At 72.9% G+C, this 15,478-nt stretch carries 14 protein-coding genes; 3 read left to right on the forward strand and 11 right to left on the reverse strand.

Annotated elements, in window-relative coordinates:
* Positions 1 to 55: 55 nt before the first annotated feature.
* The 5 genes from HHX30_RS01290 to mraZ form a co-directional block, all read right to left on the reverse strand.
* Positions 56 to 1,786: a penicillin-binding protein 2 gene (locus HHX30_RS01290; protein ID WP_310741742.1), complete on the reverse strand. Its 1,731-nt coding sequence runs from the start codon at positions 1,784 to 1,786 to the stop codon at positions 56 to 58.
* A 593-nt stretch (positions 1,787 to 2,379) separates the two neighbouring features.
* Positions 2,380 to 2,592 (reverse strand): hypothetical protein, encoded by a 213-nt coding sequence (locus HHX30_RS01300; RefSeq protein ID WP_169978482.1) that lies wholly within the window; start codon positions 2,590 to 2,592, stop codon positions 2,380 to 2,382.
* 165 nt (positions 2,593 to 2,757) lie between these two features.
* Positions 2,758 to 3,639: a hypothetical protein gene (locus tag HHX30_RS01305; protein ID WP_169978089.1), complete on the reverse strand. Its 882-nt coding sequence runs from the start codon at positions 3,637 to 3,639 to the stop codon at positions 2,758 to 2,760.
* Positions 3,636 to 4,559, reverse strand: coding sequence for a 16S rRNA (cytosine(1402)-N(4))-methyltransferase RsmH (rsmH, locus tag HHX30_RS01310; RefSeq protein WP_169978484.1), 924 nt, complete (start codon positions 4,557 to 4,559; stop codon positions 3,636 to 3,638). Before rsmH ends, HHX30_RS01305 begins: the two co-directional genes overlap by 4 nt.
* 284 nt (positions 4,560 to 4,843) lie before the next feature.
* On the reverse strand, positions 4,844 to 5,275 hold the full coding sequence (gene mraZ, locus HHX30_RS01315) for a division/cell wall cluster transcriptional repressor MraZ (protein ID WP_079318531.1): 432 nt from the start codon (positions 5,273 to 5,275) through the stop codon (positions 4,844 to 4,846).
* Between the two features lie 520 nt (positions 5,276 to 5,795).
* Between mraZ and HHX30_RS01320 the strand changes: the two genes are divergently transcribed.
* From HHX30_RS01320 to HHX30_RS01330, 3 genes are all read left to right on the forward strand, one after another.
* On the forward strand, positions 5,796 to 6,776 hold the full coding sequence (locus tag HHX30_RS01320) for a MoxR family ATPase (RefSeq protein WP_169978486.1): 981 nt from the start codon (positions 5,796 to 5,798) through the stop codon (positions 6,774 to 6,776).
* 62 nt (positions 6,777 to 6,838) lie between these two features.
* The gene (locus tag HHX30_RS01325; RefSeq protein WP_169978488.1) at positions 6,839 to 8,095 is read left to right on the forward strand and encodes a DUF58 domain-containing protein; all 1,257 of its coding nucleotides are present in this window, start codon (positions 6,839 to 6,841) and stop codon (positions 8,093 to 8,095) included.
* A 35-nt stretch (positions 8,096 to 8,130) separates the two neighbouring features.
* A complete protein-coding gene (locus tag HHX30_RS01330) occupies positions 8,131 to 10,590 on the forward strand; it encodes a DUF3488 and transglutaminase-like domain-containing protein (protein ID WP_169978490.1) in 2,460 nt (819 codons plus the stop codon).
* Positions 10,591 to 10,800: 210 nt separating this feature from the next.
* On the opposite strand, the gene HHX30_RS01335 is transcribed toward HHX30_RS01330, so the two are convergent.
* The 6 genes from HHX30_RS01335 to HHX30_RS01360 form a co-directional block, all read right to left on the reverse strand.
* Positions 10,801 to 11,184, reverse strand: coding sequence for a DUF3040 domain-containing protein (locus tag HHX30_RS01335; protein ID WP_169978492.1), 384 nt, complete (start codon positions 11,182 to 11,184; stop codon positions 10,801 to 10,803).
* 147 nt (positions 11,185 to 11,331) lie between these two features.
* Positions 11,332 to 12,576 (reverse strand): DNA polymerase IV, encoded by a 1,245-nt coding sequence (locus HHX30_RS01340; RefSeq protein WP_169978494.1) that lies wholly within the window; start codon positions 12,574 to 12,576, stop codon positions 11,332 to 11,334.
* A 42-nt stretch (positions 12,577 to 12,618) separates the two neighbouring features.
* A complete protein-coding gene (locus HHX30_RS01345; protein ID WP_169978496.1) occupies positions 12,619 to 13,341 on the reverse strand; it encodes a methyltransferase domain-containing protein in 723 nt (240 codons plus the stop codon).
* 57 nt (positions 13,342 to 13,398) lie between these two features.
* Positions 13,399 to 13,809, reverse strand: coding sequence for a transcription antitermination factor NusB (gene nusB / locus HHX30_RS01350; RefSeq protein ID WP_169978498.1), 411 nt, complete (start codon positions 13,807 to 13,809; stop codon positions 13,399 to 13,401).
* Position 13,810: 1 nt separating this feature from the next.
* Positions 13,811 to 14,371: an elongation factor P gene (efp, locus tag HHX30_RS01355; protein ID WP_169978501.1), complete on the reverse strand. Its 561-nt coding sequence runs from the start codon at positions 14,369 to 14,371 to the stop codon at positions 13,811 to 13,813.
* 25 nt (positions 14,372 to 14,396) lie between these two features.
* On the reverse strand, positions 14,397 to 15,458 hold the full coding sequence (locus HHX30_RS01360) for an aminopeptidase P family protein (RefSeq protein ID WP_169978503.1): 1,062 nt from the start codon (positions 15,456 to 15,458) through the stop codon (positions 14,397 to 14,399).
* Positions 15,459 to 15,478: the final 20 nt, after the last annotated feature.

Below are 15,478 nucleotides of genomic sequence, written 5' to 3' on the forward strand. Positions count from 1 at the left end.
AGCGTACCCCCCTCCGTCGCTCGTCCCGGCCACTCCGACTCCCGTCACTCCGCGGTCACTCCGCCGGGCGAAGGAGCATCTCGGGCGCCTTCGTGCCGGTCGGGGGGATCTTCCTGCTCTTCAACGCGAAAGTCATGACGTCCTTGAACACCGGGGCGGCGATGGCGCCGCCGTAGTGGCCTTTCTTCGGATCCTGGATGACCGCCAGGGCCATCAGCCGGGGCTGGTCCGCGGGGGTGAAGCCGACGAACGTGGCGGTGTATCCGCAGTATCCCGCGCACTTCTCGTCGTACCGCATGGCGGTGCCGGTCTTGCCGGCGACACGGTAGCCCTCGATCGAGGCCTCCTTCCCCGTGCCCTCGTGGCCCACCGCGGCCTCCAGCATCAGCGCGATCCGCCGGGCGGTCGTCTCGCTGATCACGCGTGTGCTCTTGGCGGCCGGGCTGGGCACGAACGCCCCGTGCGCGTCGGTGGTGCCCGCCACGATCGAGGGGGTCACCCGCACTCCGCCGTTGGCGATCGTCTGGTAGACGCCGGCCATCTGCAGCGCCGTGACCGAGATGCCCTGACCGTAGGCGATGGTACAGCGCTGGCTGCCCGACCACGTCTGCCACTGGGGCAGCAGACCGGCCTGATCACCCGGGATCCCCGCCCCGCTGCGCGCGCCGAATCCGAACGACCGGAACATGTCGTACAGCCGCTGGCTGGAGATCTTGTCCGCTACCATGATCGTGCCGACGTTGCTCGACTCGGCGAGGATTCCGGTGAACGTCAGCAACTCGGGTTCGTGCGGGTGGGCGTCCCTGAGCTGCCGGTCGGCGCACTGGATGTGGTCGGGCACGCGGAAGGCGGTGTCGGGAGCGACCACGCCGGCCTCCATCGCCGCCGCCGCCGTGATGACCTTGTTGGTGCTGCCCGGCTCGAAGATCTCCGACGCGGCGCGGTTGGCGCGGTCCTCCGCCGGGGCGGACTGCCAGGCGTTGAGGTTGGCCTGGGGCGCGTTCGCCATGGCCAGGATCTGACCGGTCGGCACGTCCATGACGATCACGCTGCCGCTGCGCGCCCCCGTCTCGCGGACCTGCCGGGCCAGCGACTCCTCCGCGGCCCACTGGATGTCCCTGTCGATGGTCAGGCGCACGTCGCGCCCGGGCACCGGCGCCTCGCGCTGGCTTCGCGTCATCGGGATGCGCTGCCGGTTGGCGCCGAGCTCGATGCTCTGCTTGCCGTCCTTGCCCGCCAGGATGTCGTCGTACGCGCTCTCCAGGCCCTCCAGGCCCCTGCCGTCGACGCCGACGAAGCCGAGCAGGCCGCCCGCGAGCGAGTTGCCGGGGTAGAGACGGCGGTAGGTCTCCTTCACGCCGACGCCCCTGAGCTCGAAGCCCATGATGCGCTTGGCCCGCGGCGGCTCGACGTCGCGGGCCAGCGGGATGTACCGCTGCTCGGTCTTGGCCAGCGCGGCGGCGATCTCCTCCTTGGGCTTGTTCAGCTCCCGTGCCAGCGTGGTGGCGACCAGGTCGCGCTTGGCCGGGTCGACGTCCTTGGGGTCGACGTAGACCTCCCTGGCCTCGACCGTCACGGCGAGGTCGTGTCCCCCGGCGTCGGTGATCGAGCCGCGGCGCGCCGGCAGCGTCTCCGGCTGCACGCGCTGCTGGGCGGCCTTCGCCTGGAGCACCTTGGAGTCGAAGCCCTGCAGCTGGACCAGCCGTCCGGCGAACAGCGACAGCACGATCGCCATCACCACCAGCGCCGCCCTCAGCCGGCGGGCGGGGTTGCCCAGCCGGAGCACGGCGGGCGGACGCGGCGGTCCTGGCGGTCCCGCCGAACGCTGCGGATTCGGGCCCTGCGGACCGGACGGGGCGCCACCGGGACGGGGACGGGGACGGCCCGCGCCGGCCCTGCCGGGGGCTCCGCTTTGCCCGGAGGCACCGGTCAGGGAAGCGCTGTTTCCCGGAGCGCCCTTTCCCGCGGCGCCCGGCTTTCCAGTGACACCCGGCTTTCCAGTGGCACCGGGCTTTCCAGTGACACCCGGCTTTCCAGTGACACCCGGCTTTCCAGTGACACCCGGCTTTCCAGTGGCACCGGGCTTTCCAGTGACACCCGGCTTTCCAGTGACACCCGGCTTTCCAGTGACACCGGGCCTGCCCGTGGCACCGGACTTGCCGTTGGCGCCCGGCTTTCCGGGAACGCCGGGCGCGGCTCCCCGCGTGCCGTGACCCGGCACGCCGCCACGCGGCCGGTCGGGGGTGCCGGGCGCGCCCGCCCGCGGCTGCCCCGATCTCGCGCCGCTCGCCGGTCTCCCCGGCGATTCCGCCGGAGACCGCTTGTCGCCGCCCGATGCGGCGGCACCGCGCGGCCTGTCGCCGGCCTCGCCCGGCCCGCTCACACGCCCGCCACGCGGACGCCCCTCACCTGCGCCGGGATGCTGCGCGCCGGCGCGGCGCGGGCCGCCGCCGGGCACGCCGGGCTCACCCTTTCGCGGCGTACGTGCGCCGTCCGCCCGGCCGCCCTGTCCGGCGCCGCCCTGCCTGCCGCCGCCTTCGGGGGCGCCGCCGTTCCGGCCGCGCCGTACCGGGCCGCCCGTCGCCTCGTCACGCCCGGGGTCGGACGGCCGGCCGGGACGGCCCGGCCTCGGCGGCCCGTCCTGACGGGACGGCCGCCCCGGGGAGCCCGGGCTCCTCCTGTCACCGCCCGGGCCCTGGCCACCGCCTCGCCCGCTGGGACCCCCGCGGCCGGGACCCGGGTTCCGGCCGCTTTCTCTCACCGGTCCGTGCCCTCCTTCTGGGCCTGCTCCTGCGCCGTCGCGTCGTCGGTGCGGATGAAGTCGGGCGCCGTCTTGTCCCGCTCGAGGCCCTGCGCCCTGGCCTGCTCGTCCACCACGTCCGGCTGCGTCCACCGGCGGAGCTGGTTCTCCTGCTCCGCGGCCTGCTCGTGCAGTTCGTCGATGCTCGACCGCAGGTCGGTCAGCCGGAACGAGTCCTGCGCGAGGACCGTGTTGAGCAGCAGGAGGGTCACCAGGCCGCCGCACATGAGGCCCACGACGAGCAGCACGAACGGCGCACGCGGCGGCCGCCGGAACGCCCGCCGCGCCATTGTGGCACGCGCGGACGCCGCCGGCCGGGTTTCCAAACCACCGCGCCGGACGCGCCGCTGAGCGGGCGCGACCTCGGTGAGGCCGTGGGCCTCATCGGGCGGCGCGGGACGGGTGGCCATGCGGGATGCGGCAGTGCGGGGAACGGTCGTGCGGGGAACGGTCGTGCGGGGAGCGGTCGTGCCGGAGGCGGCGCGGGCGGCCGTACGCGTCCGGGAGCCGTCACGCTTCGGGGCCGCGACGGATCCGGTGGACGCCGCCGGCGCGCCGCCCTGCCCGGCGGCCGGAACCGCCTCACGGCGGCGCCTGCCGTCCGCGCCCTGACGGGAAGCCGGGACGGCCTCACGGCGACGGCTCTCCGTACCGCCTGCCCGGGGGGCCGGGACGGCCTCGCGCCGGCGGTCGTCACCGGCCGTGGGCGCGCCGGGGCGGACGCGGCGCTCCTCGGGAGTGGTGACGGCCTCGCCCGCCGCCGCGGCGGTCCGGCCCGGCACGCGGGGCGGCGCGGCCGTGCGACCCGCCGCCCTCCTGCTCTCCTGCTCTGTCCTCATCCCTCGCGGATCCTCTCTGCCGCCCGCAAGCGGGCCGAGGCCGCCCGCGGGTTGCGGGCCACCTCCTCTTCGTCCGGGAGCTCCGCTCCCCTCGTCAGAAGGCGGAACCGGGGCTGGTGAGCCTCCAGGGGGACCGGCAGCCCGAGAGGGCTGGTGTCCCTGGTTCGCGCCACGAGGACCTGCTTGGTGAGCCGGTCCTCCAGGGAGTGGTAGGCGAGCACGACCACGCGCCCGCCCAGCGTCAGCGCGTCGAGCGCGGCGGGGAGCGCGCGCTCGAGCGCCGACAGCTCTCCGTTCACCTCGATGCGCAGCGCCTGGAACGTTCTCTTCGCCGGGTTTCCTCCGGTCCGCCTCGTCGCGGCGGGGATCGCCGCGCGGACCAGGTCGGCAAGTCGTTTCGTGCTGGTGATGGGGTCCTTGGCGCGCTCCTTGACGATGAGGCTCGCGACGCGTGCCGCGAAACGCTCCTCGCCGTAGTCGCGCAGGATGCGGGTGAGATCCGCGGCGGAGTAGGTGTTCACCACACGCTCCGCGGTGAGCTCCTGCTCGCGGTCCATCCGCATGTCGAGGGGGGCGTCGTAGGAGTAGGCGAAACCGCGCTCGGCCTCGTCGAGCTGAGGGGAGGACACGCCGAGGTCGAACAGCGCGGCGTCCACGCGGGGCCGTCCGGCGTCACGGAGCACGTCGGCCAGTTCGTCGGAGACGGCGCGCACCAGGGTGATCCGGTCCGCGTACGGCGCGAGCCTGGCGGTGGAACGCTCGATGGCGGTGGGGTCGCGGTCGATGCCGACGAGGTGGAGGGAGGGGTGTGCGGCCAGGAGCGCCTCGGCGTGCCCGCCGAGACCGAGGTTGGCGTCCACGACCACCGGCTCCGGTCCGGACAGCGCCGGAGCGAGCAACTCCAGCACGCGATCGAGCATGACCGGAACGTGACCACCCGGCTGACCGGGCTCGTACGACAACGCTTCCAACCCCCATTACGCCGCAGTACTCGCGGATTCGCGGCTGTGCCGCCGGTGACTACCCAACGGACCCCCACCCATGCCGGTTCCCTGGGAACCGACCCGTCCGGCCAGGTCCCCATCCGCGTCGCCGGCCATGGCGTCTGACACCGGGGAAGGTGCATCAGCTGCCACATGGGAGCGGGTGGAGACCTCGCCGAACGTCACCGACGGGTCGATCGATCGAAAAGATAAGGACCGGTCTACAGAATCCCGGGCAACACCTCCTCCGACAGGTCGGAGAAGGCCTGCTCCTGGGCTTCCAGGTAGGTGTCCCATGCCTGGGCGTCCCAAATCTCCAGTCGCGTGTTGGCGCCGATCACGACGCAGTCACGTTCCAGCCCGGCGTAGCGCCGCAGCGTCTGGGGAATCGTGATGCGCCCCTGCTTGTCCGGCACCTCGTCGGACGCACTGGCGAAGAAGACACGGCTGTAATCGCGGACCGCCTTCGCCGTAACCGGAGCGGTACGCAGGGCCTCGGTGATGCGCTGGAACTCCTCTACGGGGAAGACGTAGAGGCAGCGCTCCTGGCCTTTGGTGATCACCAGACCCTCCGCCAGCTCCTCGCGATACTTCGCCGGCAGGAACAGCCGTCCTTTGTCGTCGAGGCGCGGGTGGTGGGTGCCGAGGAACACCGGACCCACCTCCTGTGCCTTGTGGAGCGCTCAGCGCTATAGCCCCTGCCCTCCACTGCGCACCACCATACTCCACTTCTCCCCACCGTCAACTGATTCTGAGCGTGTCCGCATTCAAAATGCGCGGCGTTTTCGCAGGTGAAATGGGGTGGGTCGGAGTGGGGCGCGGCGGCGCCCCCCGGCCCGCGCGCGGGCGTGTCGGCACCGCCGGAAACCCCGGCGCGCACGGGGTTCGCGGCGCCGGGCCGGGGGCCGGTGGAGGGAAGTGGAGCGCGCGGGTGGCGGCCCGGGGTTCGCGTGTCGCTGGATGTCGCGGGATGCCGCTGGATGTCGCTGGATGTCACGGGATTCGGACGAGCGTGGAACGCGACCGTGAAGAGAGGCCACAACACTGTGGGCAGTTCACCCGGATTTCCGGACAAAGTCGCCCTAGAAGCACAGGGGACATAGGGTCAGTGCACAGAATGGAAAAGGAACGTTTAACGCCCCATTCTCGGGGACGCACCCTCATGGAGGCCTGGTGGCAGTAACTCCCGACGTCACCGATGCGGCAGCCCGGCTCGAGGATCTGGTCGACACCGCCCACCGGATCCGCAACACGATCGAATCAGTGATCGAGGGCAAGAGCGACGTCGTCCGCCTTACTCTCACCGTGCTCCTGGCGGAGGGCCACCTGCTGATCGAGGACGTGCCCGGCGTGGGCAAGACGATGCTCGCCAAGGCCCTGGCGCGTTCGATCGACTGCCCGGTCAAGCGCGTGCAGTTCACCCCCGACCTGCTGCCGAGCGACATCACCGGGGTCAGCGCGTACAACCAGCAGACGCGGGAGTTCGAGTTCAAGCCCGGGCCGATCTTCGCCAACATCGTCGTGGGCGACGAGATCAACCGCGCCTCCCCCAAGACGCAGTCCGCCCTCCTCGAGTGCATGGAGGAGCACCAGGTCACGGTCGACGGCGCGACGTACGCGCTGGAGTCGCCTTTCATGGTCATCGCGACGCAGAACCCGATCGAGATGGAGGGCACCTATCCCCTCCCCGAGGCGCAGCGCGACCGCTTCACCGCCAAGATCGCCATGGGGTACCCGGAGACGGCCGCCGAGCTGGAGATGCTCGACGTGCACGGCGCCTCCCAGCCGCTGGACAAGATGGAACCGGTCGCGACCACGGCCGAGGTGGCCGCGCTGATCCGGGCCGTCCGCGCGGTCTACGTCTCCCAGCCGGTCAAGCGTTACGCGGTCGACCTCGTGGCGGCGACCAGGCACTCCCCCGAGCTGCGGCTGGGCGCCTCCCCACGGGCCACCCTCCATCTGGTGCGCGGCGCGCGGGCCCACGCCGCGCTGGCCGGCCGCGACTACGTGATCCCCGACGACCTGCAGGACCTGGCCGTCCCCGTGCTGGCGCACCGCCTGCTGCCGAGCCTGGAGGCGCAGGGTCAGCGCCGCCACGCGGAGCAGATCGTCGGCGAACTGGTGCGGCGCGTTCCCGTCCCCGACGCCAAGTAGCGGACGCAAGTGAGCCGGGCGCGCGCCCGGCGCAGTGACAGTGAGCAACTGACGGAGGGCCCATGACCGGGCTGAAGGCTCTGACTCCGCGGGGACGGTCGTTCCTCGCATCCGGCGTGGCGGCCCTGCTGTGCGCCCTCGTGCTCGGGGAGCAGGACCTGCTCCGCGTGGCCGTGCTGATCATCGCGATGCCGCTGCTCGCCTCGATGGTCGTGGCGCGTACGCGATACCGGCTGGCCTCCGCCCGGCGGCTCAGCCCGGCGCGGGTGCAGACCGGCGAGGAGAGCACGGTCACGCTGCGCCTGGAGAACGTCACCCGGCTGCCCACCGGGCTGCTGCTGGTGGAGGACACCCTGCAGTACGCGCTGGGCACCCGGCCGAGGTTCGTCCTCGACCGGATGGAGCCGCGCGGCGTCCGGGAGATCGATTACAAGGTGGGCTCGGACCTGCGCGGGCGGTTCCCCATCGGACCGCTGTCCGTGCGGATCGCCGACCCGTTCGGGCTGGTCGAGCTGACCCGCTCGTTCACCGTCACCGACACGCTCGTGGTCACCCCCGAAGTGGTGCCGCTGCCACCGGTGCGTCTGGCGGGCGAGTACAGCGGCGGCGGCGACAGCCGTACGCGGTCGGTCGCGGCGGCGGGCGACGACGACGTGGCGCCGCGCGAGTACCGCCAGGGCGACGACCTGCGCCGGGTCCACTGGCGCTCGACCGCGCGGCGCGGCGAGCTGATGGTCAGGCGCGAGGAGCAGGAGTGGCAGAGCCGGGGCGCGCTGCTGCTCGACACCCGCAGGCACGCGCACCGGGGTGAGGGGCCGCGCTCGTCGTTCGAGGTGGCGGTCTCGGCCGCCGCGTCCATCGGCGTGCACCTGTCCGCCGAGGGACTCGCCCTGCGCCTGGTCACCGACCAGGGCGCGCGGCACGTGGTGGACAGCGGCCAGTCGTGGTCCCTGCTCGACACGCTCGCCGTCGTCCGGCAGAGCACGGCGCGGTCGCTGGAGCACGGCGTCGGCGCGCTGCGCCAGGGCGGCGGGGAGGGTCTGATCATCGCGGTCCTCGGCGCGCTCGACCCGGAGGAGGCCCGGACCCTCGCCCAGCTCAGGCACTCGGGCGTGACCGCCGTCGCGGTCCTGCTCGACCTCGCGTCCTGGGACCGCGCCTCCGGGAACGGGGCCTCCTGGGACGGCGTCGCCGCCGAGAACGCGCGGACCGCGCGGTCGGTGCTGACCGGCGGCGGGTGGCGGGTGCTCGACCTGCCCGCCGGCGCATCGCTCGCCGGCGTGTGGCCGGAGGCCGGCAGCAAGCGGAGCGCGGCCTGAACCGGCCGGTCCGGCGGGACGGAAGGTAAGAAGCAATGAAACTGCCGGTTGCGGCGGGGCTGGCCACGGCGGCCGTCACGGTCACGCTCTACCCCCTCTTCGAGGGCGGGTCCTGGTTCTGGTCCTGTGTGGGGGCGGTCCTCGTCACCACGCTGGCCGGGGCGGCGGCCTCCCGCCTGGGCGCCCGTCCATGGGTGGCGCCGGCGGTGACGCCCGTCGCGGTCCTGCTGTACCTGACAGCCGTCTTCACGCCGGAGGAGGCGTGGCTGCGGGCCGTCCCCACCAGGGACTCGGTCGTCCGGCTCGCCGAGCTGCTCGGCTCCGGGTTCGACGACATCCAGCGGTTCGCCGCCCCGGTGCCGGACCAGCCCGGCATCACGCTGCTCACCGCGGCGGGCGTGGCACTGATCGCCCTCCTCGTGGACGTCTTCGCGGTACGGCTGCGCCGGGCGGCGCTGGCCGGACTGCCGCTGCTCGCCCTGTTCACCGTGCCCGCCGCGGTGATGACCGAGCCGATCGGGTGGCCCGCGTTCGTCGTCGCGGCCTTCGGTTACATCGGCCTGCTCGTCACCGACGGGCGGGAGCGCCTGAGCCGCTGGGGCCGCGCCGTGGTGGTGCGCCGTTCCGGCGGCTCGGCGCGCGGCGCCGCCCCCGACACCGAGCGGCTCGCCCTGTCGGGCAAGCGCATCGGCGTCACGGCGATCGCGCTGGCGATCATGGTGCCTGCGGTGCTGCCGGCGCTCTCCCCCGACCCGCTGTTCGGCTTCGGCGTGGGCAACGGCCTCGGCGGGGGCGGCGGCAACATCGGCATCCCCGACGCCATCGCCAAGCTCGGCGGCCAGCTCAGGCAGCAGAGCAACGGCACCGTGCTCACCTACACCAGCAGCGACGACGTGCCGCGTTACCTGAGGATCTACTCCCTCGACATCTTCGACGGGACGAAGTGGACGCTGGCCCCGCTGCGCGGGCGCCCGGAGGACCGCGTGTCGGAGGGGCCGCTGCCGCCCGCTCCCGGCCTGCGTCCCGGGGTGTCGCTGAAGCGGGCCGAGATGCGGGTCACGATGAGCGAGGACATCGACGAGCTCAACTTCCTGCCGCTGCCGTATCCGGCCCGGCAGGTGGACGCGGACGGCGACTGGCGCGCCGACCGGTCCTCGCTGATGGTCTTCTCCACCGAGGACGAGGCGGCCGGGCTGGAGTATCGGGTGGTGACCGAGGAGCCCGAGCCCACCACGACCGAGCTGCGCACGGCGGTGACGCTGCCCGACAGCGAGCGCTACCTGCAGCTGCCCGACGGGCTCGACCCCCGGGTGGAGGCGCTCGCGCGCCGGGTCGCCGCCGACGCCGCCACGCCGTACGAGAGCGCGGTCGAGCTCCAGGAGTGGTTCACCCGGAGCGGCCGGTTCACCTACGACCTGCGCGCGTCCGGGTCGGGCGCGCAGGCGCTGTCCCGCTTCCTGCTGCGCGACCGCAGGGGCTACTGCGAGCAGTTCGCCGGGGCGATGGCCGTGATGGCGCGTCTGCTCGGCATCCCGGCACGGGTGTCGATCGGCTACACGGGCGGCACCAAGATCGGTGACGCGTGGACGGTCCGCACCCATGACGCGCACGCCTGGCCCGAGCTGTTCTTCGACGGCATCGGCTGGCTGCGGTTCGAGCCCACCCCCGCCGGGGCGGGCGGACAGGGCACGGCCCAGGTGCCGTCGTACTCGCTGCCCGTCACGCCGACGGCCGAGCCCACCTCGGGCGCGTCCGAGGGGCCGTCGTCGGACGACGAGGACACCGGCCAGAGCGCCGGGCCGGCCCGGCCCAACCCGCGCCAGCTCGACCGCGACCTCGACGGCACGGCCATCGCGGCCGACCCGGGTACGCCCGCGGCGGTCAAGTTCGGCATCGGCGCCGCCGCCGTGCTCGCCCTGCTGTTGCTGCCCGCGGCCGCGCGGCTCCTGGTGCGCCGCCGGCGTCTGCGCCGGCTGACGCGGTCGGCCGCGGGAGGCCACGCCGCCTGGGCGGAGCTGCGCGACATCCTCACCGACCTCGGCATGGCCGGGGAGCCGAGCGAGACGCCGCGCGCGCTCGGCCGTCGTATCGCCGAGCGGTACGCCCCCGGGCCGCAGGCCGCCGAGTCGCTCGCCCGCGTCGTCACGTCGGAGGAACGGCTCAGGTACGCCCCCGCGCCCTCGGCGTCGGGCCCCGTTCCCGCGGACCTGCGCCGCATCAGGCGCGATCTGGCGTCGAAGACCTCACGGTGGCGGCGGCTGGGCGCCGCGCTGGTCCCGATGTCCGTCCTGCTGCGGCTGCGGGCGGCCGGCGAAGGCGTGCTCGACGTGTTCGACCGACTGGAGGGACTACGGCCCCGGCTCTGGCGGACGGGTCTCCGGCGGATGGAGCTGCGGCGGACCGGGGGGACGTCACCGGGACACGGGACCGGCACGACGCCCGAGCGTCCCGCCGGCTCCGGAGAGGACCGGACTCTGACCGGCGCCCGCCGCTGACCTGTTACCCCCGCTGTTCTGTTAACCGGCCGATCCGGCACCCCGGCCGATCTGGGTACCCCGGCTGACCTGTTACCCGGCCGATCCGGCATTGCGGCGCGTGGCCGCGCCCGGGTGACGGGCGGCCGGTCGCACAGGGAGAGGATCGCTCGCCGCAGACGACTCGGTGGGCCCGCTTCGCGGGCCCACCGGCGGTGGCTCAGATGGGGATCAGTGCTCGTCGTGGCGGCGGCGCCAGCGCTCTTCCATGCGCTCCATGAAGCTCTGCCGCTGGGGGCGGCGGCCGCGCTCGCGGTCGCGGGACGGCGGGGAGTCACCGAACCCGCTCATGCGTTTCCAGCTCGACAGGCCCCACAGACAGGTGGCCAGCATGACCACGAAGCCGGCGGCACCGAGCCAGATCTGGGCCGCGACGACGCCGACCATCAGCAGGACCACGCCGAGTGCGAAGCCTATGGAGGCCTTCACCAGGCGGCGCTTGTAGTGGCTACGCGGATTGCTGATCCGTACGGTGTTCGCCCACTTCGGGTCCTCGGCATAGAGGGCCTGCTCGATCTGGTCGAGCAAGCGCTGCTCGTGCTCAGACAGCGGCACGGCGCCTCCCAAGGACGGCCCCATTCAGGGGAAGACGGCAACGGACGACACGGGGTGTCCGAACCTCGCGGTCGGTTATCCCCAGAATACGAGGCCTCAGACGTAGGCGAAAGAAAACGTCCAACGCGGTCCAAACCGGAGGTGACGTCATAGACCTATTGGACCAAATGGACGGCGAACAAGCGACGCCGGCTTCACCGCGTCCGGACCGAACCTGCGGGCCGCCCGGTCCATGGCCTGTTCGGCCTCCCGCCAGCCGGTCTCCCGCTCTCCCAGGCTTATCTGGCGGGTCGCCGCGGCGGCCGGGACCAGATTCTCCACGCGTACGCCGACCAGGCGCAGCCGTACCCGCTCCAGCCCCGCAGCCTCGTAGAGCTCGCATGATGTGTCGAAAATCTCCTTCGCGACGTCGGTCGCCTCGCGCAGCGTACGCGACCTGGTGATGGTCGTGAAGTCGGATCGGCGGAGTTTCACGCTGACCGTGCGGCCGACGTGCCCGCCGGCCCGCAGCCGCGCGGCGACCCGTTCCGACAGCCGCAGCAGCTCGCGCCTGATCGTTTCAGGGTCGTCGACGTCGTGCGGGAACGTCTCCTCGTTGCCGATGCTCTTGTCGGGCGCGTGCGGCACCACCCGTCGCTCGTCGCGTCCCCATGCCAGGGCCGCCAGGTGCGCGCCGACGGCGCCGAACTCACGCTGGAGCGTCGCCACCGGCACCTGGGCCAGGTCCCCCACGGTGCGGATGCCGAGCCGTACGAGTGCCTGCTCGGTGCGCTCCCCCACCCCCCACAGGGCGGCCACGGGCAGCGGGTGCAGGAACTCCACGACCCTGCCGGCCGGGACCACGAGCAGGCCGTCGGGCTTGCACTGGCGCGAGGCGAGCTTGGCCACGAACTTCGTGCTCGCCACCCCCACCGAGCAGGTGATGCCGTACCGCTCGGCGACCTGGGCGCGGATCATCCGGGCGATGGCCGCGGGGCTGCCCAGCCTGCGGCGGGCTCCGCCGACGTCGAGGAACGCCTCGTCGGAGGCGATCGGCTCCACCTCGGGGGTGATGGACTGGAAGATCTCCATGACGCCCCGGGACACCTCGGCGTACTTGGCGTGGCGGGGCGGGATGACCGTGGCCTGCGGGCAGATGCGCCGGGCCCGCGTCATCGGCATCGCCGAGTGGACCCCGAACCGGCGCGCCTCGTAGGTGGCGCTGAGCACGACGCCGCGCGCGCCCGTGGCGCCGACGATGACCGGGGCGCCCCGCAGCTCCGGCCGGTCGAGCAGCTCGACGCTGGCGTAGAAGGCGTCCATGTCCACGTGCAGGATCGGGCAGCCGCTGTCGTCGACCGGCCCGTCCGGCGGAGGCGTGGGATCCCGAGGCAGCAGCTGGTTCCGGGACATGAGGTCACCCTACCCGAGCACCGCGCTACCCGAACATGGTTTCTACTCGCGGTACGCGATGACGTGGATCTGGGTGGCGACGTCGCGGAGCACGGGGTGGGTCGCCGCCGCCCGTTCCAGCGCGACCAGGCCGTCGGGGTCACTCTCGGCGAGCATGCCCGGGACGAGGTCGGCGAAGATCCGCACGCCGTGCACGTCGCCGACGGCGAATCCGGCCGCCTCCAGCAGCGCCCCCAGCGTCTCCCGGGAGAAGCGGCGCGGCGTGGGGTCGCGGTCGCCCCAGCGGCCGGCCGGGTCCGACAGCACCCGGCGCGCCTCGTCGAAGTGGCCGGCCAGCGAGCGGTGGACGGCCGCGGCGACCGAGTTGGCGGCCAGCACGCTCACCACGCCGCCCGGCCGCAGGATGCCGCGGACCGCGCCCAGCGCGCCCGCCGGGTCCTCAACGTACTCCAGCACGCTGTGGCACAGCACGAGGTCGGCGCTGCCGGGTTCGAGCAGGTCGCCGAGATCGGCGGCGTCGCCCTGCAGGCCCTTCACGCCGACTCCCGTCTCGGCGGCGCGGCGCTCCAGCGCGGCCAGCGAGTCGGGCGTCGGGTCGACCACGGTCACGACGTGCCCGAGCGTGGCCAGCGGCACGGCGAAGCCGCCGGTGCCGCCGCCGGCGTCCACGATGTCGAGCGTGTCGCGCCCGGTGGCGGCCGTCCGCTCGGCCAGGAGCGCGCGCAACGCCTCCCAGACGACGGCGCGGCGTGTGGCGTCACGCACTTGCGGCCTCCCTGTCGGGGCTGTCGGTCCGCCGGGCGGTGCCGAGGGCGGTGGGGTTCAGAGCGAAAGCGAGGGCTTGAGCTGCTTGAAGCGGGCCAGCAGGCCGTTGACGAACTGCGGCGACTCGTCGGTCGACAGCTCCGCGGCCAGGTGCACCCACTCGCTGATGACGACGCCCTCCGGGACCTCCTCCGACCACAGCATCTCGTACGTCCCGCCGCGCAGGACGTTGCGGTCGACGGCCGGCATGCGCTCCAGCGTCCAGCCTTCGGCGTACGTCGAGATGAGTTCGTCGATGCGCTCCAGGTGCCGGACCACGCCCTCGACGAGGAAGGAGGTGTACTCGTTGACCGGAGGGTCCGACCGCTCCACCCGCTCGGCGAGCACGCTGAGCGGGCTCACCTGCCGGGCCTCTGCCTCGAAGAGGATGTCCAGCGCGCGGCGGCGGGCCTTCCCCCGAGCCGACACGTCAGGCCCGACCGAGGTACTCGCCGGTGCGAGTGTCGACCTTGACCTTCTCGCCGGTGGTGATGAAGAGCGGGACCTTGATCTCCGCGCCGGTCTCCAGCGTGGCGGGCTTGGTGCCGCCGGTGGAGCGGTCGCCCTGCAGGCCCGGGTCGGTGTGCGAGATCGTCAGCTCGACGGCCGCCGGGAGGTCGACGTACAGCGGGTTGCCCTCGTTGAAGGCGACGGTCGCCGTCGTGTTCTCCAGCATGTAGTTGGCGGCGGTGCCGACGACCGAGCGCGCGATGTTGACCATGTCGTAGGTCTCGGTGTCCATGAAGACGAAGTCGTCGCCGTCGAGGTAGGAGTACTGCATGTCCCGCTTGTCGACGTTCGCCACGTCGACCTTCACGCCGGCGTTGAAGGTCTTGTCGACGGTCTTCCCGGACAGGACGTTCTTGAGCTTGGTGCGGACGAACGCGCCGCCCTTACCCGGCTTGACGTGCTGGAACTCGACAACGGTCCACAGCTGCCCATCGTCGAGCTTGAGCACGAGTCCGTTCTTCAGGTCGTTCGTCGTCGCCACGTAGCGTCTCCCGCGTGCGGCTGCCCTACAGGACGAGCAGCTCCTTGGTGGTCAGTGTGAGAAGCTCCGGCCCGTCACCACGCGTGATCAGCGTGTCCTCGATGCGCACACCGCCCCTGCCCGGGAGATAGACCCCCGGCTCGACAGTGATCGGAACTCGATCCTCTAGTCTACCGGTCCTGCCAGGGCCCAGGAACGGCAGCTCGTGGATCTCCAGCCCGACTCCGTGGCCGAGCCCGTGGCCGAACCGCTCGGCCTGACCCGCTTCGGCGATGACCCCGCGCGCCGCGGCGTCCACCTCGTCCGCCGTCGCCCCCGGCCGTACGGCGTGGCGGCCCGCGCGCTGGGCCCGCCGTACGAGGTCGTAGAGGTCGCGCTGCCACGGTGCGGGCGGGCCCACGGCGACCGTGCGGGTCATGTCGGCGTGGTAGCCGTCGTAGCGGGCGCCGAAGTCCATGGTCACCAGGTCTCCCCGCTCGATCGGCCGATCGGAGGGCGAGTGGTGCGGGATCGATCCGTTGGGGCCGCTCGCCACGATGGAGTCGAAGGCCGGCTTGTCCGCGCCGAGCTCGACCATGGCGGCCTCCAGCCACCGGGCGACCCGCCGCTCGGTGACGCCGGGGGCGATGCGCTCCACGACCAGGGAGAACGCCTCGTCGGTGATCGCGCAGGCGCGGCGCAGCGCCGCGATCTCCCCCTCGTCCTTCACGGCTCTGACGGCCTCCACGAGGCCCTCCACCGGCGTGAGACCGGGATGCGCGGCGGCGAGCCGCCCGAACTGTCCCACGGACATGTGGCCGGCCTCCACCGCGACCCGCGCCGTGTCCGGCACGCGACCGAGCAGGGCCCCCGCGACGTCGCGGCCCTCGATCACCTCCACGCCCTCGCACACGGCCTCGGCCGTCTCTAGATAGCGCGAGTCGGTGGCGAGCGCGGCCTGGCCCGTCGCGGTGACGAGCACGGCGGCGTTGGAGCTGGTCAGGCCGGTCAGGTAACGGACGTTGACCGGCCAGGTGACCAGAACGGCGGCCGTGTCGTGCTCGGGGAGTGCCGCGGCCAGCCGCGCGCGGCGAGATGCGTGCGTCACGCCCCGGACTCTACGCCCGC

The organism is Microbispora sp. H10836, assembly GCF_012999525.1.
Lineage (GTDB): Bacteria > Actinomycetota > Actinomycetes > Streptosporangiales > Streptosporangiaceae > Microbispora.